24 protein-coding genes and 1 pseudogene are annotated in these 24776 nt (G+C 58.3%); 11 read left to right on the forward strand and 14 right to left on the reverse strand.

All coding sequences use genetic code 11. The features are described from left to right. Positions 1–200: hypothetical protein (locus IPK17_RS17145; RefSeq protein ID WP_343418913.1), on the reverse strand; the 200-nt coding region annotated here is incomplete at its 3' end. 431 nt (positions 201–631) lie between these two features. On the opposite strand from IPK17_RS17145, the gene IPK17_RS17150 reads away from it, so the two are divergent. The 9 genes from IPK17_RS17150 to IPK17_RS17190 all read left to right on the forward strand — a co-directional run bounded on the left by IPK17_RS17150 (position 632) and on the right by IPK17_RS17190 (position 9242). Further along, positions 632–1108 carry a PHP domain-containing protein gene (locus IPK17_RS17150; protein WP_343418914.1) on the forward strand — a complete coding sequence of 159 codons (477 nt, stop codon included), beginning with the start codon at positions 632–634 and terminating at the stop codon, positions 1106–1108. A gap of 308 nt (positions 1109–1416) precedes the next feature. Further along, positions 1417–1785, forward strand: a complete 369-nt coding sequence (locus tag IPK17_RS17155; RefSeq protein ID WP_343418915.1) for a glycosyltransferase — start codon at positions 1417–1419, stop codon at positions 1783–1785. Further along, positions 1733–2443: a glycosyltransferase gene (locus tag IPK17_RS17160; protein WP_343418916.1), complete on the forward strand. Its 711-nt coding sequence runs from the start codon at positions 1733–1735 to the stop codon at positions 2441–2443. Before IPK17_RS17155 ends, IPK17_RS17160 begins: the two co-directional genes overlap by 53 nt. Continuing rightward, positions 2440–2817, forward strand: a complete 378-nt coding sequence (locus IPK17_RS17165; protein ID WP_502748894.1) for a methylglyoxal synthase — start codon at positions 2440–2442, stop codon at positions 2815–2817. The genes IPK17_RS17160 and IPK17_RS17165 overlap by 4 nt, the downstream gene beginning before the upstream one ends. 605 nt (positions 2818–3422) lie before the next feature. Then, positions 3423–4196, forward strand: a complete 774-nt coding sequence (locus IPK17_RS17170; RefSeq protein WP_343418917.1) for a hypothetical protein — start codon at positions 3423–3425, stop codon at positions 4194–4196. Beyond that, entirely contained in the window at positions 4124–5365 is a 1242-nt protein-coding gene (locus tag IPK17_RS17175) for a DUF6056 family protein (protein ID WP_343418918.1), read from the forward strand. The genes IPK17_RS17170 and IPK17_RS17175 overlap by 73 nt, the downstream gene beginning before the upstream one ends. 183 nt (positions 5366–5548) lie before the next feature. After that, positions 5549–6625, forward strand: coding sequence for a glycosyltransferase 87 family protein (locus IPK17_RS17180; protein WP_343418919.1), 1077 nt, complete (start codon positions 5549–5551; stop codon positions 6623–6625). 78 nt (positions 6626–6703) lie between these two features. After that, the gene (locus IPK17_RS17185; RefSeq protein WP_343419114.1) at positions 6704–7081 is read left to right on the forward strand and encodes a methylglyoxal synthase; all 378 of its coding nucleotides are present in this window, start codon (positions 6704–6706) and stop codon (positions 7079–7081) included. 529 nt (positions 7082–7610) lie between these two features. Continuing rightward, complete coding sequence (locus tag IPK17_RS17190; RefSeq protein ID WP_343418920.1) at positions 7611–9242, forward strand: hypothetical protein; 1632 nt, start codon at positions 7611–7613, stop codon at positions 9240–9242. Positions 9243–9276: 34 nt separating this feature from the next. Here IPK17_RS17190 and IPK17_RS17195 read toward each other — a convergent pair whose 3' ends face one another. The 13 genes and pseudogenes from IPK17_RS17195 to IPK17_RS17255 form a co-directional block, all read right to left on the reverse strand. Next, positions 9277–9516, reverse strand: coding sequence for a thioredoxin domain-containing protein (locus IPK17_RS17195; protein WP_343418921.1), 240 nt, complete (start codon positions 9514–9516; stop codon positions 9277–9279). 26 nt (positions 9517–9542) lie between these two features. Continuing rightward, a complete protein-coding gene (locus tag IPK17_RS17200) occupies positions 9543–9758 on the reverse strand; it encodes a YgaP family membrane protein (RefSeq protein ID WP_343418922.1) in 216 nt (71 codons plus the stop codon). A 72-nt stretch (positions 9759–9830) separates the two neighbouring features. Further along, positions 9831–10505: a Crp/Fnr family transcriptional regulator gene (locus IPK17_RS17205; RefSeq protein WP_343418923.1), complete on the reverse strand. Its 675-nt coding sequence runs from the start codon at positions 10503–10505 to the stop codon at positions 9831–9833. A gap of 202 nt (positions 10506–10707) precedes the next feature. Beyond that, positions 10708–11703, reverse strand: a complete 996-nt coding sequence (locus tag IPK17_RS17210) for an SH3 domain-containing protein (RefSeq protein WP_343418924.1) — start codon at positions 11701–11703, stop codon at positions 10708–10710. Between the two features lie 228 nt (positions 11704–11931). After that, positions 11932–13047: a TolB family protein gene (locus IPK17_RS17215; protein ID WP_343418925.1), complete on the reverse strand. Its 1116-nt coding sequence runs from the start codon at positions 13045–13047 to the stop codon at positions 11932–11934. Positions 13048–13049: 2 nt separating this feature from the next. Further along, positions 13050–13901, reverse strand: a complete 852-nt coding sequence (locus tag IPK17_RS17220; RefSeq protein WP_343418926.1) for an NYN domain-containing protein — start codon at positions 13899–13901, stop codon at positions 13050–13052. Beyond that, positions 13808–14047, reverse strand: coding sequence for a PIN domain-containing protein (locus tag IPK17_RS17225; protein WP_343419121.1), 240 nt, complete (start codon positions 14045–14047; stop codon positions 13808–13810). The genes IPK17_RS17220 and IPK17_RS17225 overlap by 94 nt, the downstream gene beginning before the upstream one ends. 100 nt (positions 14048–14147) lie before the next feature. Beyond that, positions 14148–15113, reverse strand: coding sequence for a hypothetical protein (locus tag IPK17_RS17230; protein ID WP_343418927.1), 966 nt, complete (start codon positions 15111–15113; stop codon positions 14148–14150). After that, a complete protein-coding gene (locus IPK17_RS17235; protein ID WP_350341639.1) occupies positions 15110–17278 on the reverse strand; it encodes a UvrD-helicase domain-containing protein in 2169 nt (722 codons plus the stop codon). Before IPK17_RS17235 ends, IPK17_RS17230 begins: the two co-directional genes overlap by 4 nt. Before the next feature lie 96 nt (positions 17279–17374). Then, a pseudogene (locus tag IPK17_RS17240) lies at positions 17375–18354 on the reverse strand (UvrD-helicase domain-containing protein); the annotation flags it as partial. Between the two features lie 68 nt (positions 18355–18422). After that, a complete protein-coding gene (locus tag IPK17_RS17245; RefSeq protein WP_343418929.1) occupies positions 18423–21617 on the reverse strand; it encodes a PD-(D/E)XK nuclease family protein in 3195 nt (1064 codons plus the stop codon). Beyond that, complete coding sequence (locus tag IPK17_RS17250; RefSeq protein WP_343418930.1) at positions 21618–22358, reverse strand: nuclease-related domain-containing protein; 741 nt, start codon at positions 22356–22358, stop codon at positions 21618–21620. Positions 22359–22360: 2 nt separating this feature from the next. Then, positions 22361–22831, reverse strand: a complete 471-nt coding sequence (locus IPK17_RS17255; protein ID WP_343418931.1) for a response regulator — start codon at positions 22829–22831, stop codon at positions 22361–22363. Between the two features lie 244 nt (positions 22832–23075). On the opposite strand from IPK17_RS17255, the gene IPK17_RS17260 reads away from it, so the two are divergent. Both IPK17_RS17260 and IPK17_RS17265 read left to right on the forward strand, forming a co-directional pair. Then, a complete protein-coding gene (locus tag IPK17_RS17260) occupies positions 23076–23501 on the forward strand; it encodes a response regulator (RefSeq protein ID WP_343418932.1) in 426 nt (141 codons plus the stop codon). 2 nt (positions 23502–23503) lie between these two features. Further along, positions 23504–24721, forward strand: a complete 1218-nt coding sequence (locus IPK17_RS17265) for a sensor histidine kinase (protein ID WP_343418933.1) — start codon at positions 23504–23506, stop codon at positions 24719–24721. The last annotated feature ends 55 nt before the right edge of the window (positions 24722–24776 follow it).

The raw sequence follows: 24776 nt of genomic DNA on the forward strand, positions 1-24776 counted from the left end.
CCGTTAATGGTCGGCGTCTGCACGCCATCGGTCAGCACGCAGGGGATAGAAATCATCCGGCAAAGGGATCGTCGAGCCGACCCAGCGCCCCACCGAATTGATCGCAACATCGGCAATGGTGAACCGCGGAGCGTCGTCAGCGCCCATTGAGTCGCCGGAGCGGAACCGGGCAGCGCATCCTCAACCCGCGTCTGCATCATCGGCGACCGCCGCATGCAGCACATTCACCCGCGACATTTCCGACCCGCTTCGCGAGCCCACGCGACAGCGCGTACACGGAAATCATCGGAGAATCAAAATCACGGCGAAGATGGGGACGATCAAGCGCCAGCGCAGCGAGACAAAGCGGGTTGACGATGCGGTCATGAATACCCCGTAGCAGACATAGGCTCATTATCCTACGGATTGCGCGTCTACGGTAAGGCGGCTGAGCGCACAATTTTAGAATTCGTTTAAAAACCTTTGCCATCCGCTTGACGATCTTCCATGTACCTATCACTATTGTCCATCATGGGAGAGATATAGTGGAACTCATCGGTCGCGCTGATGCATTTGTACACCAACATCAGCGACGGTACCGGCACAGTCCAGCAGATGCTAGACACTGCCGCTCGTCTGGGCACGCCTCGACGTGATCGCCATAACCGACCATGACCGCGTCAGCGCGAGTCCGTGGGCGTACCAGCACCGCCATCTCTATCCGTTTGACATCATTCCCGGCACTGAAGTCACCAGCGCCGACGGGCATGTTCTCGGCTTGGGGGTCACCGAGCCGATCAAGAAAGGCATGTCGCTCGCCGAAACGACCGCGGCGATTCATGCGCAGGGCGGCATCGCCATCCTCGCGCATCCCCTTCGAGGTGACTATCGCTCCCGCACCACCCTGCGGCGCTACTTTTCACAACCCGAAGGGTTAATACCCATGGGCATCGATGCCGTCGAAGTGTTCAACGCAGGCGCACTCACACGAGGCTGCAATTGGCTGGCGCAGCGCGTGTTTGATCGAGTGGCGCTGCCGCAGGTGGGGAACAGCGACGCGCATACGCCTGATTGTATCGGCACAGGTTACACCCGTTTTAGAGGCAGCATTCGCGGACGACCTGCGTGAGTCAATTACGCAGGGTTGGACGACGGCTGAGGGAAAACGATGGCCAGTGATTACCTACTTGGAAACTCACGCGCACCACGATTCAATGGAATCGGAGCGTGTATTTGAGACGAAAGCGCCTTCGACGCGCCCAACTTTGACCTAGTCTTCGACCGCGTGAAGCGCGTCGCCATCTTCGCGGAGGCCTTCCTCCCAAGGTCGATGGCGTCTCGAAGACCGCCTACTCACCTTGCGTTATCTCCAGCGCACCGGCGCGAAGTCATCGTCTCGCGCCCGATATTGCACCTTCATCGGTCCACGGCAGCCCGGTGATCCCGCTGCCCTCGCTCGGCTCCCGGGCCGCGCCGGAAACGCGCATCGCCCTGCCGCACCCGCTCGTCGTGCAGCACATCGCCGACTTCAAGCCCGACCTGATCCACATGTTCAGCCCCGCCGTGCTCTCGATGAGCGGCATGCTGATGGCGCGGCAGGTCAACGTCCCGGTGATCGCCAACTACCAGACCGATCTGCCAAGCTACGCGGCACACTACGGCCTGCCATTCTTCAGCGGCTTCGTCAACGACTGGCTGCGGCTGATTCACAACGGCTGTCATTTGACGCTCGTGCCCTCCAATTACACCCTGCGTGAACTGGCGCGGCAGCGGCTATCACCGCCTGCGCCGCTGGGGGCGCGGTGAACGGGGAACATTTCAACCCCAAGCGTCGCAGCGCCACGATGCGCGCGCGCCTGCTCAATGGGCGCGATCCCGACTTTCGCTGCTGTGCATCTATGTGGGGCGCCTGGCGAACGAAAAGCGCGTCGATCTGCTGCTCAACGTGGCGCGTACCCCGGGCGTCGCGCTGACGATCATCGGCGATGGCGCGCTGCGTCCCGAACTTGAAACGCTGTTCGCCGGGACGAACACGCACTTCACGGGCTACCTGTTCGGCGATGATCTGGCGGATGCCTACGCCAGCGCCGACGCTTTCTTCTTCACGGGCGTGAGCGAAACCTTCGGGCAGGTGGTGCAGGAAGCGCTCGCCAGCGGTCTGCCCGCCGTGATCATCAATCAGGGCGGCATCACCGATCTGGTGGAGCACGGCGTGAACGGCTTCATCTGCACGGACGACCGCGCCGAGTTTGCCGAAGCCGCCCGTACCCTGCGCGACGATCACGCGCTGCGGCGGCAGATGTCGAGCAGCGCGCGCACGATTGCCGACCGCAACCCGTGGATGGCGATCATGGCGCAGCTTGAGAATTATTACGCGGAAGCCTATCATTTGAATGCGCGGATGCAGCGGGTCTACCCGCCGCGCTGGAATTTCTTGAGCTGGCGCATGAGGAGATTGAATTGACGCAGCGGAAAACGGTCGCATTGATCGCACACGACAACAAAAAAGACGAAATGATCGCCTTTGCCGCCGAGCACAAAGATGTGCTGGAACGCTACGACTTGATCGGCACGGGGACAACGGGCAAGCTCATCAACGAGAAAACGGGGCTGACCGTACAGCGGATGCTCTCTGGTCCGGTCGGTGGTGACGCGCAGATCGCCGCGCGCGTGGCGGAAGGCAAGGTCGAAGCCGTGTTCTTCTTCATCGATGCGATGGACAAACACCCGCACGACCCGGACATCAACTCGCTGCTGCGCATCTGCAATGTGCATAATGTGCCGCTGGCGACCAATCCCGCCACCGCGACCTACATCATTTCGACTAAAGCCCTGTAACGAGCTTCAACCGCAGAGAGCGCCACGACCGCAGAGAATGCATCCGAACTCTCTGCGGATTGGCATTCAAAAACAATGTTTGCTGCGTGCACCTTGGGTTAGTTTCTAGTTATACGGTAGAGATTAATATACCTTAATCCAAATCTACGCTGTATTGCCTGCAGAATATTACTGTTTCAAAGTCCTCTGAGGACCTATATAAATGAACTCGCATTCACGCCTAGTCCTTGCTAATTTCTCTGCCATTCTGCTGGTTCTTCTCATCGTCAGCATCGTTAGCGCCCATCAAATCTACCTTGTCCTTAACCAAGGTTCTGACTATAGTGCGCATCTTCAATTCTGGCAGTACACGCGAGAAACAGGCAGACTCGTAGTTCCCCACATTCTTTTCCCTTGATTGCATACAGCGTAGCAGCATTGATGCAAGTTCCAGAGGTATCTGGAGGGCTGATTGTTGGTACGCTAGCTCATGTGTTGACCGCAGTTGTTGTCCAATTGCATCTCAAAACCATATTGCCTAAGACGCCTTTCTTTAGCTTGCTAGCTGGCGGTCTAGCGCGTGCCTCTCGATCGCCTGCCCCATCTACCTGTTCGCGTTGCCAGATGTGCATTATGGCTATGTATCTGCAACCGTCTGGCATAATCCAACCCTTACGGTCTCTAAACCATTTATGCTACCACTCTTCTGGTTGGTAACATATTCACTTTACGGTAAGGCAAAAGCAACTCTCAATGGCATTCTGGTCAGTATCAGCTTAGCGACTGTCATTATTTTCGCAAAACCGAGTTACAGCTTGGTCCTATTGCCAGCAACTGTGCTTATTGCGCTTTTCCGCGTAATCCAGAGACAGAAGATTAGTTGGACAAGCTTAAGTCTAGGCTTCATTCTGCCATCTGTTATCATGCTCACAGTGCAATTCATAATGGTATATGACTCGCCTGAAACAAGCGGCAGCATCATCTTTAGTCCGTTTGCCTTTGTTAATATGCGTTTAGAATCTCAGTCATTCGCCGCCCTAAGCGCCCTCGTCGCCTCAATTGCCTTTCCCGGAACTGTCTATCTGCTCTATTTCCATGCGACTAAAGCTGACTTGCATCTTAACCTCGCTTGGCTAAGTCTTTTGATAGGATTAGGGCAGTATTATTTATTGCTAGAAACGGGTGCTCGTGCAGCCGATGGAAACTGGGTATGGGGCGCTCATGCCGCAATGTTTGTGCTCTATGTGGCGACCGTTACCTTCTTGCTTCGTCATTACTCAGCGCGTGGTTTATGGGCAAATGGCCTGCGTGACGGGCGTATCCAAGAGTGGCTTACACTCACTTTGTTTACGTTGAGCGTTGTTTACGGTATGCTGCAGATTGGTTATCCTTTACCCTAGGTTCAGCGAAGACTTTGACTATTTCAAGTTCAAGACCAAGCACAGTACTACGCTACATAGTACTGATCTGCATCATCATTCTCTTCGTAATAGGCTTGCAGGCAACCTTGGCCGCAGACGACTATTGTCATTACCTGGGAGCGCTGAATAACGGGGTGCTGGGTGAACTGGCAACGTACTACAATACTTGGTCTGGACGATGGGCACAAGTATTGTCGACGGCGGTTAGCTTCACCATCTTTGGGCAAGCTGCCCCCCAGATTATGTCCGGGATATTCATCGCGGCGATGATTGGCGCACTAGCCTTTGCCCTTGGTTGGAAGCGTAACCAGCTGGTCTTTAGTGGGCTACTTATTCTGGCCTACATCGGACTGCTCGACACGTTTGCATTTCAAAGTGTGTTCTGGGTTGCGGGAAGCATGTCGTACCTGCCCCCGCTCATCGGAGGCGCACTACTTTGGGGTTTTGTTGATCGTCGAGCTCCGTTACCCATAATATTCATCGTCAGCGGAATCACCAGCGGTTTCCATGAAACGACCGGGATCACGCTCGTCGTAGTCTTCGCGCTATTCCAACTCCGTTCCCGCCCACCGCAGGCAGCGATAGCGATTATCGGCTTACTTCTCGGCACCGCAGTTGTTTTCATCGCTCCCGGCAATGCTGTGCGGGCAGCCGCCGTAGCTACCCCACAGGATCTGCCCACCGCAGCCTTCAATGCGTTTGTAGGTACGTTTGCGAACTTATCCCGAGTCCTGTATGCCGCGCCACTGCTTGCAATCGCCTGTGTGCTCATGGGTGCGGCGCTATTCGGCACGGATGCGCACCGGCCACATCGACTCATACTTGCTTTGATCGTCGGTTTCGGAATCGGCACCATTAATTTGCTCCCAGCCGCTTATAAATTGGGTGGACTGGCCCCGCCGCGCTTCTATGTGATACCCACAGCAGCATTGACTGCTGGACTGTTTCTGATGGGCTCGAGTTTCAAAGTGCGCTGGAGCAAAGCATTGATAGTCTGCGCACTAATCATCACAGCACAGATAGCAACGCTGTACACCGTTGCCACGAGAGCAACATCTCAACCAAACGGGTTTGCGCTGCTGGCGGGGCTTGACACGCCCCTAACTGCCAATTGGGTAATGACATGTGCAACAGCTATACGCGAATAACAGCGCGAGAGAAGTGTAATTCTATTCACTCCAAGCAAAACCCGCTCTGACAGGGCTCCCTCCTCTACAGCGGCTTCGAGTTCGGTAGGTTGAGAATTAGCCGACTTGCACTGAAACGCAAATTAGTAGTCGATAGAGAATTTCTACCCTACATTAAGGTGTCCCTAACTAAACGAGCTAGATATGGCGCAATTCGGCAAGTGGTCAAAAACAAACATCTTTCATGGCTTCACCTTCATCGGAATTATCCTGACTCTGGTACTCATTGCCCCCTCACGTCCGGCAGATTTCGTGCCGCTCTATAACGGGGCGGTTGCTGTGCGGGAGCATCGAAACCCGTTTGATAGGCGGGTTGTGGAACAAAATCAACGGGACGTCTACGGGCGATTGGCGGTAGCCGGCGAGGACGAGTTCCGCGGAGGTTATCCTGTCCCGGCACTCTTCCTTGGCCTCCCCCTAACCGTGCTTCCCATTGGCGCTGCATCCGTAGTCTACCGTGTCTTTTCAGCCACTCTCCTCGTCCTGGCGCTCGTACGGCTGGGAGTGAAACCGCTGTGGGCGTTCGTCGTTCTGTTTTTGCTGCGCGAACCCGTTGTCGCATTTACGCTTGGCCAGTTTACGCTATGGACAAGCGCGTGTGCCGTATTCGCTTTGGGCGCACTTCAGCGGCAGCAAGATACGCGCGCCGCTCTTTGGTTCGCGCTGGCTTCAGGCACTCTGATCCTTACCGTACCGCTGGCGTTCCTTATGCTGCTCGCGCGTCGCCGTGCACTGCTGATCTATATCGGTGTCATGGGGCTATGGTCTGGAGTATCGTTCTTAACTTCTGGCTGGTGGGTGGCCGAATGGCTGGAAATCCTTCGCGCTTATCCCGGTTATGTGAAGTTTATGATCTGGATGCCGACCGTCCTGCCAATCTTAATTCCTGTGGGCATCTTTGCCGTGATTATGGCACTGCGCAAGCATGATATGATGCGGCGTTGGGCCTTCGCCGTGTCCGGGATCGTGCTGCTTTTACCACTTTCGGGCTTATATCATATGACGCTGTTCGCACCTGTTTTCGTCCGGTACTCGCGCTCCCTCGTCCTTGTGATTGGTGTCTGTGTATGGGCGCTTTCGCTCGCTCCGCTTGAACTGCGCCTGCTCACTGTGCCACTTGTGTTCACTAGCGTGACCCTGGTTGACAACCTGTATACACCGACATGGCGGAAATCATTAACTTCCTTGATTGCCCGAGACGCGAACCTTAAAGCGGATTAAGCGGGTTAACGGCTCTCCTGATGCAGTGGGTCTACCCGCCGCGCTGGAATTTCTTGAGCTGGCACATGAGGAGATTGAATTGACGCAGCGCAAAACGGTCGCCTTATCGCACACGACGACAAAAAAGACGAAATGATCGCCTTTGCCGCCGAGCACAAAGAGGTGCGGGAGCGCTACGACCTGATCGGCACGGAAACAACGGGCAAGCTCATCAACGAGAAAACGGGGCTGACCGTACGGCGGATGCTCTCCGGTCCGGTGGGCGGCGACGCGCAGATCGCCGCGCGCGTGGCGGAAGGCAAGGTGGAATCCGTGTTCTACTTCATCGACGCGATGGACGAACACCCGCACGACCCGGACATCAACTCGCTGCTGCGCATTTGCAACGTGCACAACGTGCCGCTGGCGACCAACCCCGCCACCGAGACCTACATTATCTCGACCAAAGCCCTGTAACGAGCTTCAACCGCAGAGGATTCGGATGGGTTCTCTACGGTCTTAAGTTTGGCGTTGATTCGTACATACCGATAACTTCGATATAGATTACGTCCTGTAAAATCGAGACAGTATGTGAATTTGTAATTAATTGGCATATAGAGTTATACTATTACTTGTATGTTCATTAATTTACTCTTGGTTACCCTTTCCCATCTGATACAACATGAGAGGTCTTTGAAGTGTCGAACCAGATTAACCCTACTGTTGTCAGTCTAGCTATCCTCAAGGTTAACTGGGAGAACCAAAAAGATTACTTAGATATATTCGTTCCTCTAGTTGCGGAAACACTAAGGTTGTCATCAGAAGACATTGTTACGACACCTATTTTACAGGAGGAATTGCAGGATAGATTTGGTCTCGTGATACCACAGAACACACTTAAGACTATTCTGAACCGTGTAAGAAAAAGGGGTACATTCGAGTTGAGAATCATGTGTATTATCGCAATATTTCGGAACTTAGCAGACTTGAACTAGGTTTTTACCGAGTGCAACAAGCTGTTCTCAATGCTTATGAACGCCTCGTTGAAGAATTTATTAAATACTGTGAGGCAATTCATGAAGTCCGAATTACATCTGACGAGGCGGATAATATATTTCAAGAGTACTTACGTGAAAATGCACTAATTCTCAGAAGTCACAACGGCGGTACCGTTATTCCAAGCACTCAAGAGCGCGTAGATAAGTCAAGACGTTACTTCATGGGTGCGTTTATTCAGCACCTTGAAACTACTTATTCATCACATTTTGCCAGTTGGGAAACAATTGTAGTTGGTAACATGCTCGCAAATTCCGCCTATTTACCAGACGCAACGCATGCAAATAGACGCTTCAAGCGCACTAGTGTTTATTTCGATACAGCATTTCTTATAAATGCCTTGGGTTATGCGGGCGACGTACGTAAAGCACCGTGTTCAGAATTACTGAACTTGCTCTACGAAGTCGGGGCAGAGTTGAAATGTTTTCGCCATACTATCGATGAGGTTCGAGGGATTCTTACTGCGTGTGCAGCCCGAATCCGGAGAGGTCAACTCAAAGATGCTCATGGTGCGAGTATAGACTATTTTCTACTTAACGGATACACCGCTTCCGATATTGAACTACTCTCCGTTCAGCTTGAACGTGATTTAGCAGCAGTACGCATTAGTGTAATTGATAAGCCTGATTACAAGGAACATGCGTATGTTATCGACGAGAGAGCGCTGAAAAACCGCCTGCTGGAAACCATTACCTACCGAAACCCAGATGGGTACGCCGTTGATAGAGATGTTGCATCAATTGCTGCAATTGCACGACTTCGACAAGGAAGACAAACTGAACTAATCGAAGAGTGTATGGCAGTTTTTGTTTCCAGCAACTTCACTCTTGCACGCATTGCGCGGGAGTTTTCTGCAGGTGGTCGTTATTCCGTTGGGGTTGCTTTGTGTATTACTGACTATACGTTGACCAATTTGCTCTGGCTAAAGAAACCTCACCAAGTTCCAAATCTCCCTCGAAAACGTATTATTGCGGACTATTATGCTTCAATGCAGCCTGATGAGAATATTGTAAGGCAATACTATTCGGAGACCGAAAAACTATTAGCAAATAAATCTATTACGAAGGATGATTATTATTTACTGCGATATTCACTTGAAGCCAAACATGGCCTAATGTACCTCACTCACGGCGGTGAAGAAGTAGTCACCGAATTGACAATCAAGGAGGCTCTTGAGTACGTACATGAGCATTTACGGGCCGAGGACCAAGCAAAAATACAAGAAGAAACTAGGCGGCGTGAAGAAGCAGATAAAAACGCAGAGCACTTGCGAACTGCTGAAATTGAGCGCACTTCACGAATCAGCATGAGAGCACATAAGATTGCTCAAGCAATTACTAGAGCTATACGGCTTAGTGTTGTCATCATTTTAATATACGCAACTATCGTCACGTTCCCTTGGAATCTTCCAGTACTGACATCTGCAGTTCCAAACTATCTTGTAACTTTATGTTTGGTCTTATTGCTTGTCTTTAGCCTAGTCGATCTCATATCTGGCACACCAGTTAAAGACCACATGCGGCGTCTGGAGAATTATTTATCGGTAAAAATCGAAAGGTTAATCATGGCATTGAGCAGTTAGTTGCTACAAACGCTATAAAAACCGCTCTGACAGGTTAAACCCCGTCGAGAGCGGCTTCGAGTTCGGTGAGCGGCGGCGCGTAATGCCACCGCTGCTGACCGATGATAATCGTGGGGAGCATCATGACCTTGTCGCGCAGGGCGCGGCGCGGGTCGGCCAGCACTTCGACCGTTTCGATCTCCACCTCAGGGTGCGCGGCGCGCAGCTCCTGCAGGCGGCGATCCGAGAACCAGCACCGTGGACACAGCGCAGATTTGTAATACGTGACTTTCATGCCTTGCTTCATTGCCGGGATCGGTTCTACTTCCCGCCGCGGATCTTCGGGCCGCTGAACGGCTGGCCAAACAGGGGCGCAAGCAAGCAGAAATCGAGCACGCCCGCCAAAATCGGCACGATGCCGATCACGGCGACCACGGGCGCATTGCCGACCAACCCGAGCACAATCAGCACCACACCGGCCACAATCCGCGCCACGCGACCCGCCGTCGAAGCCATGAACCCTACGAATGCCTGCATGGTGTTCTCTCCTCTGTTCATCGTTGAATGACTAGAGGATAGGTCTTTTCGAGAGCCGTGTATGTGACAAAGTCACCGAGCCGCAAAATCGGTCAACGTCCGCGCATCCAGCACTTCGACCGTGCCGCGCGCCAGCTGCACCAGCCCTTGCCGCGTGAAGCTCTCCAATATGCGACTGATCACCTCGCGCGAACTGCCGAGTTCCGCGGCGATCTCCTGATGCGTGATCTCGATGGGGTTGCGACGGCGGGAACGGTCGAGCAGCAGCGCTGCGACGCGCAAATCCATGCGGCGAAAGGCGACCTCGTCGACGATCTCCATCACGCTGGCGAGGCGCTGCGAGAGTAAATCCAGCACGAAGTCGAGCCACACGGGGTAGCGCCGCACCCAACCCTGAAAGACATCTGCGCGGATCATGATGGCTTCGGCGTCCTGTTCGACGGTCGCAATGGCGGAAAATGACTGCTGGCTGAGGATGGCGTTGGCGGTCAGCACACACGATTCGCCTGTGCCAAAGCGGTAAAGCGTGATCTCGCGCCCGCTCTCCCCGACCTTGTAGACGCGCACCACCCCGGAGACGAGCAGCGCAATCGCCTCGACGCGGCTGCCCTCCACGAACACGTCCCGTCCCGCCGGAATGCGCATGTAAAACGCCTGTTCGCGCAGGTCACGCACGAGCGCGGCATCGGCAGTACGCAGAAAGGGCAAATGCGGCGCAATGAGGGCGAATTGTTCCTGAGTCAGCATGGTACATCCCCGTGAGTGGCGCAAACGAGCACTTCCGTGCCCGTTAGTAGATCAATCGTCGGGGACGAGTCTAGCGGATGTTAGAGCCTGGCGAAACCATCAGCCTCACCCCGTTGCGCTGCGCTTAACCGCCCCTCTCCCGCGGGAGAGGGGCAAAGAACCGTCAGGGTCGCCGGAATGAGGCTAGACTTGAGGGGCTTACTTAAGCTGTGATCGGCACGCTGTTCACGTTGTAGGCAACCACGTAACTCGCGTTCACCCACCCGATCACGCCATTGGCGCTGATCTGCAGCCAGCGGTTGTCCGAGCGCCGCCCAACGACCGTGAACGTTTGTCCCCGGCTGACTTGCAGGAGGATGTACGCCGACGCATTCGGAGCGCTGCGCACGTTCAGGAACGACGTGTTGATGGTCGCGGTCGCGCCCGTCGTGCCCCCCGTCGCGGGCTCAAGCCAGTAGGTCGCGGCTTGCAGTTCACCCGTCCAGCCGACCAGCCCGTTCGCGTTGACCTGCCACCAGAGGATGCCGCCGCTGCACTGCGGGCCGCTCAGGATGGTCATCAGCGTGCCGCTGGGCAGGGAACCGATCCACGCGCCGCTGGTCGAGGCGGTCGCGCGCAGGTTATTGGGCAAGCCGGGCGTGACGCGCGCCTGCATGCCCACATTCAAACGGGAAGACAAGTATTGATTACACTGGTTGCCCGTGCCGCCATCAATGCTGCCCGCCTGATTTGTGATCGGCAGAGACAGGATCAGGCTGCTGTCGATCTGGAGAGAATAACTCCACACCCAGCCCTGCAAATTGGCCGCCCGCACGAAAATCCAGTTCGTGTCGGCGGAGCGCCCTTGCGCGGTGACCGTGCCGGGGAGCAGCGTCGCCAGATACACCCCATTCGGGTATTGATACGCGTAGGTCGTCGCGGGCACATACACCGAGATCGGCCCGCCCGTCGATCCGCTCGGTACGCGCAGCACCTGCCCGGCGTAGATGTAATTGCTGTTGGGCAGGCAGTTACCCTGCGCCAGTGTCGTCACCGTGAGGCTGTAACGTAAGCCGATGCGATACAGTGTATCGCCCCGCACAACCGTATATCTCCCGGTCCAGTCAGCGCGCGGTACACACTGCGCTTCCGCCGTGTAGACCGTCGGGACGATCAGCAGCATGGTGAGCAGAACCAGCCAAAGTTTAGAGCGCAACATCGTTGATAACCCCCTTCCGGTCCAATCGCCGTCGAAATGACGCTGAGTACCGGATGTTACCTATATTCACTTTACGCCCACTATTTCTTTTCGGCTATCTGACAACCTGCGGAATTCGCCTCCGCGTTTTGTCACAGCCAAACTCCGACAAAAGTTGGGGATCAGTGTCTATTGCTAAAACGTTCGTTGGGGTTAGTTTGTTCCGGAGAAGTTTCGCGTGATGAAGGCTTATTCGCCACTGGGTGGCAGCAAGCTTGTCAGCCAGTGCAGATTGCTCTTGCGCGCGGCATCGGCGGTGCTGCAATGGGCCACATCACCGAGCGCTTGCACGCAAATCTGGCTGTCCTGCTGTGGGCTGAGCACATATGCGATGTGCGTGCCATCCGGCGACCACGCGAAGTCACCAATGGTATTCCCAGCGCTGGCCGCGAGAGGAAATAACAGCCCGTGGGCGAGATCCAGCGCGTACAGTGTGCCGACAAAGGTCTGATCAGCCCGCGCTTCCGCTACATACACCGCCAGCAGGTCCCCGGTCGGTGACCAGCGCGCGACAAAGACATTGCCGCTGAACCGCGTTACCTGCCGGATATTCCGCCCACGCCGATCCATGATGAACGCCTGTGTGAGCGGATTGCCCGCCGCAAACGTGCGCGACCGATCCCGCGAGAGGAAGAGGATGTGCTCGCCGTCTGGTGACCACTGCGGCGCGTAATCGTAAGCGGAGTCGCCCGTCAGGTTGAGGATGCCGCTCGTTTCGGGATCAACCAGATAGATCTGCTGCCCCTGAAAGCCGCGCACCTGAAACAGAATCCATTCGCCCATCGGCGACCAGACAGGCGAATTGCTCACCAGCCCGTTGATCAGGCGGCGCTGTCTCGAACCGTCGCTGCCGATCACGTAGATGCCGCTGTCGCCATTGCGATTATACGAAAAGGTGATTTGCTGGCCGTCCGGCGACCATGTCAGCGTGTCGAGGAAATCCAGCGCAGTGATGGCGGTCGCCTGCGTCCCGTCGGCGTCAGCAACGTAGAGCGTTGAAGCCTGTTCCCCTCCCGCCTCGGCGCTGCGTCCGATGTACGCCAAACGTGAGCCATCGCGCGACCATCCAAACGCCAGCGGTTCGACCGGAAGCGTGAGCGGGGCATAGCCCTGCCCGTCTGTCACAGCGATGCGATAGTCGCAGTCTGACGCGCGGCAGTTCTCGCCGAGCAAAAAGCCGATCTGCCCGCTGAGGTCAGGAGTAGTGGACGGACGGAATAGGCGCACAGCCAGCGCAGAGATCGCAGTGAGGAGCGCGAAGGTGAAAACGGAGGCGATCAGCAGGCGGCGGAGGATATACCTCACGATCAGTTTTTAAAATATACATAAGGATGTTGTTGTGCGTCATATCTTAAGTCGACAATTTCGTGGTAATCCTGGGTAAGTTTTTGAACCACCTTTTTCGGTTGCTTTACCCCTTTATACTCCAGAGGTTCGACACTTGGATAGAGAGTTTGCAGCGCTTCACCAATAGCTGCTAAAGCTACCCACCCATCTTCATAGGTGAACCGTTTATCTTCAATTACGAAGTGATATGCACGTCTCAGCCTATCAATAGGAGTATCTTCATAGATACGCACCCAGTGAATTGCTGTCTTGCCATCTGTTTCTTCGTGAAGTTGGATAATGATTGGTGATGACACAGCCAGTTTTTTCAAGCGCTCAACCGTCAACTTTGCATTAGGGTGATACCCTTGATTTAGCTGCAACATAGACTCTCGTAAAACACGTGCCGGGACCCTGCCGATGCGACTCTCAGCGCCTGAAACTTGCTTGTAAGCCTTTATCGCTAAATCAAGAAAATCGCTATCAGGTAGCTCAATCAATGGCGATAACACTGCTTCAGAGATCGACTCGACCGGTGTTGTTGGAGTAGTTGGTTCATCTAGACATACAAAGTCCGAACAGGCATTGCGAAATGATTCTGGCGTTACTGCTTTGCCGATTCCCAATACATATTTGTCTTTCGTTTGAACGTGCTTTGCTAAAGCAGTGAAATCAGCATCGCTCGAAACAATACAAAAACCCGTAAGGTCAGGTCTTTCGTACAGCAACGTCATGGCATCTACGACGAGTGTGATGTCAACGAGTTCTTGCCTTTCGTGTTGTTCGGCACCCAAACAGGTGTTAGGGAATGTTTGCCAATTACAGGCTCCCACTGTCCCATAGAAGATTTGTTAGTATAGACTTTTTTGATCAGGATTTTCCCGACAGCACCAGCTCTCATGATGATTTCTTGAACTAGATCGGCGTAGGCTTGATCGCCATCGATGAGCAGTGCAAGGAGACGTTGATTTTCAGGCATGAAGTTAGAGGTGCTTTCTATATAGAGCGGCACATTCGATTACTCTATTATAAATCATGCCTTTTATATAAGTCATAAGAACATGATTGTCTGGTGATCTTTACCCCCGCTGCGCACGGCGCACTGCGAAGTGCAGCACCTGTTCCGCCAGCCACGCTTGCAGGAACGCAAAGCCGATCAGCGCGAGGCCGAGGAAGATGCCATAGGGGACGGTCGCCCACACTTCGGCGAAGCGGGAGAGCAGCAGGTACGCCAGCCCCTGATCGCCCGCGCCGCCCAACCCCCACACGAGCAGCCATCCGAGCGGATCGGAGAGCGTGAGCGCCCCGGCGAGGTAATCACGCGCCGCCAACAGCAAGCCGATCATCACGCCAAAGCGCGCCAGAATCACGAGGAACTGCGCCAGCGTGCTGAACGTCCGCTTGTGCACATAGGCGGAGACGAGTAAGCCGAGCGCCGCGTCGAACGCGATCCCCGTCAGCGGCAGCAGAAACGCCGCCGTCATCATGAAGGCCAGCAGCACCACCGCGACCGGCAGCGCGACTTCCGGCGTGATGCCAAACGTCAGCAGATCGAGATAGCGTCCCTGAAACGCGGTCAATTCGTAGAGGATGAGGCCGATCAGGATCACGCGGCTGACGACCAGCACGCCGATCAACCCCCGCAGGCGGAAGAACACGGCGAACCAGCGCGTGCGCAGCGCAATCTCCGCGCCATTGGCGGTCGCCCGTAGGTTATCCCAGTTTTGGCGGCGGAGCTCTTCGCCGACGACATCGGCGGTCATGGTGAAAGCCGCCGTGCCCGCCGCAAACTGTAGGAAGATCAGCGGGAAGTAGGCGATATAGTGCAGGCTTTCGACGAGCGTTTGCCCGGCAGACTGCGTCAGCATATTGGTGGCGATCAGATAGCCCGCCCCGGCCAGCACGCCGAACAGGAGCACCACGCCCAGCGCCCGCAGCAGGCGGATGGAACGGCGCGGTTCCGGTGACTTGCCCAGCTCGTAGCGCAGCATGGGGTGCTCTCGACGTGCCCACGTTGGAACCTCACCGATCAACGCGCGTATCATCCTAACAAGCTCCCGATATCATCTTCTAGGCGTGCCAGTGCCGCGCGCCAATCCGCCTCGGCAATACTGACAGTTTTCTGGTAACGGATGTAATGAATATACACCTGCGGGATGCTTCCGAGCAACGCGCTGACCGCCGCGGCGTACACACCCACCTGCGGAATGTACTGCCGCGCGTGTTCCGTGAGCGACACGCCGCCCACGTAGCTCGTCTTGTAGTCGATAACCGCCCAGGCGCCGCTCGGGCGCTGGATGAGCAGATCGATTTGGCCGTGAATGGCGCGCTGCCCCGTCTCATAGATGAACGGGACTTCGCGCAGCACTTGGGTCGCCTCGCCAATCCATGTGAACACATCACTCTGCCGAACCTTTTGCAGCAGCCCATACGCCCGGCTGACCGCTTCGGCGCGCGCCTCGGGGGTCACAATCCCCTGTTCCCACGCGCGGCAGTCCAGCAGATACGCGAGCGCCGCGCGGTTATCCGGCAGATCATCGCGAATCGCCTCGTGCACGATTTCGCCGATTTTGGTGTCGGAGATGCGATCCTGGCGCACGGTCGTCATGTCGATGCGGGCGGGCGCGTCGCCGAGCACACTGCGCCGCCACTGTTCCCGATAGATCGGGCGCGTGTCCGCGGGCGTGCCGTGCAGCGCACTCCCCATCTGCATGATCTGAGTGGCGGTCAGCGAGCGCAGAGTCGTGCGCGGATCAACGGGCAGCGGGGCGAGCAGCGGCGGCGCGCTTACCGCTTCCGCGCGGGTCTCCGTTTCCGGTTCGGGATCAGGCAGCGGGAGCGGCGGCAAAACCGCCTGCGGGCAGGTGATCGCCAGCTTACCCCACGGTTGCTCAAACACCTGCGCGGCGTCCAGCGCCGAGTCCGCTAGATCGAGCGCCTCGATCAGCCACCCGAGCCAGCCACTCGCCTTGAGCTGGCCATCCTTCACATCCACCGCCCCGCTGATGAGCAGGTAGTCCTGCGCGCGCGTCGCCGCTACGTAGAGCAGGCGACGCTTTTCGGCTTCCTCGCGACCGGCTTGCAGACGTTCCGCTTGCCGGTAGGCGAACGGCGCGACCTGCTTGCCTTCGTCATAGACGGTGCACGCCCAGCCTGCCGCCGCGTCATAGATCAGTGCGTCTTTCGCGCCGCCGTGCTTCCACCCGTATGACGCATCCACAATCACCACGAGCGGAAACTCCAGCCCTTTACTCTTGTGCACGGTCATCAAGCGGATCGCATCGGTCGAGTCGAGCATGGCCTCGCCTTCGCGGGCCTCGGTCGCGCGCAAATCGTCCAGGTAGACCGAGAACGCCCCGAGCGTCGACTTGCCGCTCGTGCGCGCTTTGTCCAGCAGCTTTTCGACATTGCCGCGCCGCCGCGCGCCATCGGGCAGGCCGGAGAGCACGGCGAGATAGCCCGTACGTTCCAGCGCTTCCGTCAGCAGTTCGTGGATGGTCACGCGCCCCGCCAGCGTGCGCAGATCGCGCAGCGTCTCATAAGCGAACGTGAGGACGTCGGCTTCTTCCCAGAAGGCCGCGCGATAGGCGGGCAGAGTCGCCTCACCGAGCGCAGCCCACAGGCGATCTTTCCGCTCGAAGCGCAGCGCCAGCAGCGCTTCATCGCTCAGGTTGAAGAGCGGCGAACGCAGCGCCGCCGCCAGCGCGAGATCATCCGCCGGATTGTAGAGCGCCTTGAGCAGATTGAGCAGATCCCACACTTCCTGCCGGTCGAAGTAGCCGCGCCCGGCAATCGACACGTAGGGTAAGCCCTCGGCCTTGAGCGCCTCTTCGTACAGCGTCGAATTCGTCATCGCCTGAAACAGCAGTGCGACGTCGCCATAACGCATGGGGCGCAGGCGGCGCTCCTCTTTGTCGAAGACCATGCGCTGCTCAACCTCAACGATGTACCGGATGCGCTGCGCCAGTTCGCGCGCTTCCCATGCCCGCCGATCCACCTTCTCGCCGTCGTCCCCTTCCAGCTTGGGGAGCAGCAGCAGTTCCAGCGGCGGTGCGTCGGACGGCATATCGGCGCGTTCGGCTTCCATCAGCGCATCGAGCGCGATCTGGTAGGCGCGCACGGGTGACGTGTCATCGCGCATGAGCAAGCGGCTGAAGATGTGATTGAACGCGTCGACCAGCGGTTTGTGCGTGCGGAACGAACGCGCCATGTCGATCTTCTGGCCCCCCGCCCCCGTGATTTCGCCCTGCACCGCGTCGAACACGCTCACATCCGCGCCGCGAAACTGGTAGATGCTCTGCTTGGCGTCGCCGACGACGAACAGGCAGCCGGGGATCGCCGGGTCGGCGACTGCCTTAACGATCTCCCACTGGGCAGCATTCGTATCCTGAAACTCGTCCACCAGGACGTGCTTGAATTCGGCTCCCCGGTAGCGCGCCGCAACCTCAGGGTTGTGGAGCAAACGCCGCGTTTGTCAGCAGCGCGCAAAGCGGGCATCTGAGCTTCACACGCTTGCCACACCTCGGCCAACTTATCCCCCGTCGGAACAAAAGCGGCGGGCTGCCAGCCGTCTTGATACTCTGGTTCGCTCAAGAGCCGCGCGAGGCAGTCAGCCGTGTGCTGTTCCCACTGCGACCGCCAACCAACCAGCGCATCGCCCGGCAGCGGCACGGCGTCCTGCTTCGCGAACGCGGCCACACACTCTCGAATGGCTTTGGCATCATACTCGCGGAACAAGCGCGCTTCGGCGTCGAGATCGCGCAGCACGGCGTCGATAGTATCGTTCAACAGCAGCTTGGCTTCAGTTTCGTCCAGTACGCTGAAACCGGGGTCGATCTGCGCTTCGGCGGCATTCGCCCGCAAAATTGAGGCACACAGCGCGTGGATGGTGTCGATGCGCGCGCTGTCCATCGCCGCGATGCGCCCCGCCCACAGCGTTTGCGCCCGCTCATCTTTAGCCGCGCTGAGGGCGTCTTGCAGCGCCCTGCGCACGCGGTCGCGCATTTCCTGCGCCGCCTTCTGCGTAAACGTGATGGCGACGAGGGCGTTCAACGGCCAATCGTCGTGTTCGCGCAGCAGCATCAGGTAGCGTTCGACGAGTACGCGAGTTTTTCCGCTGCCCGCACCCGCCATGACGATCAGGTTGCGATCGTGCGTGTGAATGGCATGATGCTGCGCGCTAGTCGGTTTCATGGCACACCCCGCTGCTCGGCGAACCATCCTTGTAGGGACGCCATACATGGCGTCCGTCGTTGGATTGATTAAAACGGACACGATAATTCGCATCCCAAATTCGGTCTGGCGAATAATGTTGGCTCCCCTCCCCGAATTCGGGGAGGGGTCGGGGGTGGGGTCTAGGCATCCGCATCCTTGTCCTGATTCGTCACGTGCACGCGGCAGAACTGCGCAAAATCGCAGTAGCTGGTGCACTGACCGCTGTCCATGCCATTGGCGCGCGCGTGGAAGCGCCCCGACCGCCCGTCGTGGAGCAGACGGCGAATGTGCGTTTTCCCGGCATCGAGAACGGGATCATCCGGCGCCAGCGCACCGCTCACACTGCGGTCACTGATATGGAAGAACGCGCCGCCCGCCACCTGATCCGCACCGACCAACGCCTGCGCCGCCGCCAGATACACCAGCATCTGAAAGTTCCGCCCCTGCTCGATTTCGCTGCTCGGGATTTTGGTGCTGCCGCTCTTGTAGTCAATGATCACGAGGCGGTCGCCGATGCGATCCATGCGGTCAATCACGCCGCGCAAGCGCAGCTCTTCGCCGCCGAGATCGAGCCGCGCTTCTTCGCGAAAGCCAAACTGCCGCTCGAAGGCGTGCGGCTGCCGTTCGCCGGGGAACTCTTTGCGGATCGGGTGCTTCTCGGAAAAATCAAACTTCACGAACTGGCGCAGACGGCGCAGGATGACTTGCTGCTCGTCAGCCCAACGCGCCGATGGGCGGAAGCGGAGGCGCTTGGGCGCGCCGGGGAACACCGACTCCGCCGCGCGTTCCAGAATCGTCAGCGCTGTGTTGACGTGTTCCGGCGCAATCGGCAGCCCAGCCGCCTTGAACTCGGCGTAGGTCTTCTCCAGAATTTCATGCTGGAGCGTGCCCAACTGGCGCGCGTCCATCCCCTCTTCCGGCGTTTCCAGTGCTTCGAGGTTGAGCAGCCGCCGCGCGAAGAAGCGGAAGTTGCACACGCCGAACTCGGCGAGCTGCGTCGCGCTCCACACATGCTGCGCCGGGCTGAGCCAATCGGCGACGCGGCGGATGAGCGTTTCATCGGCCAAGCGCCCCACATAGCGATCATACGGCTGACGCGACAAGCGCCCGCGCTCGATCAACAGTCCGAGTTCGATCTGCGCCCAGAACGCCGGATCAGCTTGCGCCAACCAGCGCCGCAGCGCTGGCGACGCAGTCGCTGCGACCGCCGCTTCGCTCCGCGTCCCGACCTCATCTGCCGGGAGCGCCGCACCGAGGCGGATGACTTCTGGTTCAACGTGCGGAAAGACCGCCTGTACCGCGCGGTAGAGGTGACTTTCCGCCCAGGCTTCGCCATTCTTGTAAACTGGGCGGGACAGGCACAGCGCATGCCCGGCCAAGCCAATCAGCTCGTAGAACAGGCCCTCATCGTCGGCACGTTCCGCCTGCGTCGGCAGGTCGAGGCCGTCGGTCTGCAAACGCGCGCGTTCGCTGTCCAACAGCAGCGGATCTTCGGGGATCGGTCGCGGGAACAGACCTTCGGCCATACCGGGCACGAACACATACGCATGGGGCAGACCGCGCGCATCCGACACGGAGGTGATGAGCACGCGCCCATCCCGCTTCGCGCCGCGCCGAAAGACCGCCTGATCCACCGCCGCGCTGAGATCGCGCAAAAACGTGTCCGCAGAATAATCGACCGGGGCGAACTGCAGCGCGCCGAACAGCGCCGCCGCCGAAAGCTGCGCCCGCAGGATCAGCTTGAGCGCACCCAATGCCGCCAGATCGCGCTCGACCAGCGCCGTAAAGCGGTCATCTGGGTTGTAGCGGATGCTCGTCACCATGTCCAACGTGTAAGCGGGCACAGGCGGCGCATCGACCGGATCGTCATCGGGATCGGGCGCATCCTGCCCGATGAGCGCTTCCAACCACCCGACCAAGACACGCACGTCCTTGGTCTCCGGCGGCGTGAGCGCAGCGAAGAAGGCGGTCAGCGCCGCTTGCAGTTCTGCCGCCCGCTCCGCGGTGATTCCCGCCGCCGGACCGCCGTCGTCATCGTCATCATCTGGCGTGATATCGGTCTCCGGCGCAATGAGTAGATCGATGGCCTGCAGCCACTCCGCGCGCCCTGCGAAGACCATGAACTCATTCGCCGCCCGTTCCAGCAGGTTGACCGCCGGTTCGTCGAGGCCGGGAACGCGGAAGTAGGGCGACCGCAGCGTGTCGAGCAGTTCGCGCCGCCGAAAGTTGAGCTTGGGCAGCGCCAGCACATTCAGCAGCGCGGTGATCGCCGGGTTCGCCTTGAGCGGCTCACCATAGTTGATCGCCACCGGGACGCCATAGGCGCGCGCCGCCGTGCCGAAGGCGTCGGCATACGTCGACCAATCGCGCACGGCGATCAGAACTTGTTCGGGGGGCGTGCCATCAAGCAGCAAGCGCTTGACGCGCCGCAGCACAAGCGCCGCCTCCGCCACCGGATCTGGCGCTTCTAACAAACGGATCGCCTCGGTCGCCGTGGGGTAGATCTGCGGCTTGGGCAGCAGCAGGTGATCGGCGAGGTGCTGCAGCCCACGGTCCGCTTCATCGGGGGCGGGCGGCAGATGCCGAACTTCTGTCAACTGTGAGGCGTCATGCGTTGCGTGCAGGCGGCGGCGCGCATCTTCAAAGCGGCGCCCAAGCGTCGCCTCGCGCCCCTCAACCGTCGTCAGCGTGATCAAAGTCTCGCCGACCCGCCGACCAAGTTGGGCGATCAGCCGCGCCTGCAGCAGATTAAACTGGTCGTAGCCATCCACAATCAGCAGATCGACATCCGCCGCGACCGCGGGCTTGTTCGCCAGCACATCGAGCGCCCGCCAGCCTTCCCCTTCGCGATCCACGAGGTGATGTTCGCGCAGCATATTCTGGTAGGCGTCATAAATGCGCGCGAGTTCGCGTTCCTTGGCATTTCCTGCCGCCAGTTCAAACGCCTGCGGCGTGATCAGATTCTGCTTAAGTTCGTAGATCAGGTCGGCGACGACGCGGATGAATCCGGGTTTGGTGGCGATCTCGCGGTACACGTCGAGCGGCAGCCCGCGCAGAATCTCGCGCAGCAGACCGTAGCGCGCCGTATCGTCGAGGCAGCGCTGCGGCGTCCCACCGAGCGTCAGCAGTCGGTTGTACAGGGGATAGAAGGTGAAGAACTCGATGTTGAACAGCACACCCGACAAGCGGTGGCGAAAGTCCGCGATCTGGCGCTCGGTGGAAAGCAGCACCCAGACTTTGGCCAGTCGATTGGCGCGTTTGGTCTCCAGCAGACGCGCCAGCGCCGTTTCGGTCTTGCCCGATCCAGCGCGCGCCAGCAGCAGTTGACTTGGCATTTATTCGCCCATCAGCAGGGTGACGGCGGCTTGCGCGTGCGCCGCATCGATGCGATCTTTCGCGAAATAATCCGTTTTCAGCGTATCCAGCAGGCGATGGAGGTGCGTCGGCGGCACAGCGGGATTCTGCACATTCAGACGCAGATCGCGCTCGCTGCGGTTGAACACAACGGCCCCGTAGACCGGCACTTCCAGCCGATTTTTCTGGAAGTGTTCGCGCAGCTTGCGAATGTCGGCCAGCGCTTCCCGCGTCGGGTTGATGTTGACCGTCTCGAAACGCCCGCCGCGCCCGCGCTTGACCCAATTCACATCGTCGTTATACAGGTCACCCTGCGCGTCGAGGATGCGCAGGACGAGCGCCCCCGGCGGTCCCACCAGCACCGCATCGATATAACCGACGCCCGGTCGGTTATAGTTGCGGATGAGGGTATAGCGTTCATCCAGCTGCTGGGTGAGGAACTGCCCCGCGATCAGCGCGAGATCGTTTTCCGGACGCAGCAGCAGCGCGCGGAAGGCCAAGGCAATCGCCACGACGATCAGCAGCGTGCCGAACCCCAGCACCGCGTACAGCACGAGGCTGTACAGGCTGTAGGACGACGACTGAATATTGACCAGCGGAATCGCGGACAAAATCAGGCTGATCGTACAGGCGAACACGCCGAACGCCGCGATCACAAACGCGATCGTCGTCAGGCGCAGCTGGCGGCGCGTGCGCGAGCGTTTAGGATTGAGGTTCCGCATCGTCACTTCTGGCTGTCTTCAGGCTTCTCTGCCGGGGCAGGCGCTGCCGCCGCCGCTTCCAGACGCTTCCGCCGCGCTGCGATCACCTCTTCGATGAGCTTCTTGAGCTCGTTGAAGCGGGGCAGCGGCTTGTAGATCAGCTTGTCCGCGCCAGCCTGCGCAATGACGGCCTTCTCTTCTTCGACCGACAGCTTATACGCCGTGATGAGCACAATGCCCACGTCTTTGAACAGCGGGCTTTTGCGCAGACGTTCCCCCACCATCGGGCCGCTGACCGCGCCCGGCAAGCGAATATCCAGCAAGGCCAGCTCCGGCGTCTCGCCGATCACGTGCCCCTGCTCGGCGTCTTCGATCCAGGCCGTGGCCTCTTCCCCATCGACAAACGCCACACCTTCAATGCCCCACATCTCGAACATGGCGATCAACAGTTCGTAAATATCGGGCTCGTCCTCGACCAACATCCACTTTGACAAAGATAACGCTCCTCAAACGGAACCATAACACATGCTCTACCCATTATCATCTGTTTCTCAACGATTCAGCAAACAATTTTCCGTTACTCGACTATACTTAAAGTGTGAAACCTGTAAGGGATGTTAAGGTGCGGCGCGCAGTTGAGCGAGAATTGACTGTCCGCGCGCGTCCTTCCCCCTGCAACTGGGGGAATCATTCCTGCGGAAATGCGCGGATAATGAGTGATGCCGTGCAGCTCTAGGCATGGAATACGAGGAGTTGATCGTCGTGACGTGGTTAATCGCCGAAGATGAAGCGGATATTCGCAATTTGATCGCCATGATGTGTCAGGTGTGGGGATACAACACGCTCACGTTTGAAAACGGTCAGAAGGTGTGGGATTGGCTGGATCGGGTCGAACAGGGCGGCGTGAACATCCCTGACCTCGTGCTCATGGATATCCGCATGCCCGGCAAAAAGGGCAACGAGCTGGCGCAGCGCATGCTCACGCTGCCGCAGCTCCAGCAGACGCCGATCGTGCTCATGACCGCCTTCGCGCTGAGCGAACGCGAGCAGCATGAGATGATGACCGCCGACGGGGTCGATCACATTCTGAGCAAGCCGCTGCCTGACTTCGAACAATTCCGCGCGACGCTCGACCGGGTTGCGCAGCAGAAACGGAACGCCTAAGCATGACTCAACCCGATCCCAAGGAGATCAGCGGGACGCTGTACCGCGTCAACCAGTTGGGCAAGGCCTCGGAGCAAATGTTCAGCCGCATCTACCGCGCCTTTGGGCGGCAAAAAGAAGTTGAACGCACGCAGCAAATCGTCGCGCTGAACGATGCGCGGGAACTCGTCATCAAACAGCGGGACGAAGAAATTCAGCGCCTCGGCGGCATCCTTGCGACCATCCAGCAGGGTGTGATCATGCAGGACAACGAGGGGCGCATCGTGTTCGTCAACGAGGCCGCCCGCCAACTCCTCGGCTCGATCAAGTCGTTCTGGGAGACGGAACTCGGTACGCTCTTCAACGAGTACCGCAGCGTGACCGAACTCAGCTCGGAGATTCTGCCGCTCAGCGAGCCGCGGCGCGTGCAGGTCAACAACCGCGTGATCGGCGCGCAGTTGGCCGCCGTCGCCAACGAAGCAGGCGAACGCATCGGCACGATGATCGTGCTGCGCGATGTCACGCGCGAAGAACTGGCGGATCGGCTCAAGGATCACTTCATCACCGCGATCTCGCACGAACTGCGCACGCCGATGGCCGTCATCAAGGGCATGAGCGAAGTCATCATCAACCAGACGGCGGACGGCAAAGCGCCGAACCCCAAGCTGCTGGAAACGCTCACGCGCAACGTCGACATCCTCGACCGGATGATCGTCGAACTGCTCGACATCTCCGAACTGACGAGCGGCGCGTTCAGCATTCGCGGCGATCTCGTCGGCCTGGAAGCGCTGATCTGGAGCGTCGTCACGGGCATGATGCCGGAAGTCCGGCGCGCCAACCTCGACATTTCTTTCAACGCGCGGCAGGTCTCGCGTCTGCGCGTGCGCGGCGACGATCAGCGCCTGCGCTGGGCGCTCGGGCACCTCGTACAGAACGCCATCGCCTACAACGAGAGCGGCGGGCACATCATTGTGACCGCGGGTCTCGCCGACAGCGACCATATCGCCGTACAGGTGGTCGATACGGGCGTGGGCATCTCCGATGAGGATTTGCCGCACATCTTCGAACGCTTCTACCGCGGTAAGCCGAAGACGCGCACCGGGCGGCTGATCGATCCGCGTGGGCTGGGGCAAGGCTTGTTCATCGCGCGGCGCGTTGCTGAGGCGCACGGCGGCTACCTGAGCGCCAGCAGTCCCGGCGGTCAGGGCAGCATTTTCACGCTGGTGCTGCCACGGGCGTAATCGCTGACTTGAATTTGGCTGTAGTCTAGGGGCGCACGATGTGCGCCCCTGTGAT

This window comes from Candidatus Flexifilum breve (assembly GCF_016713355.1).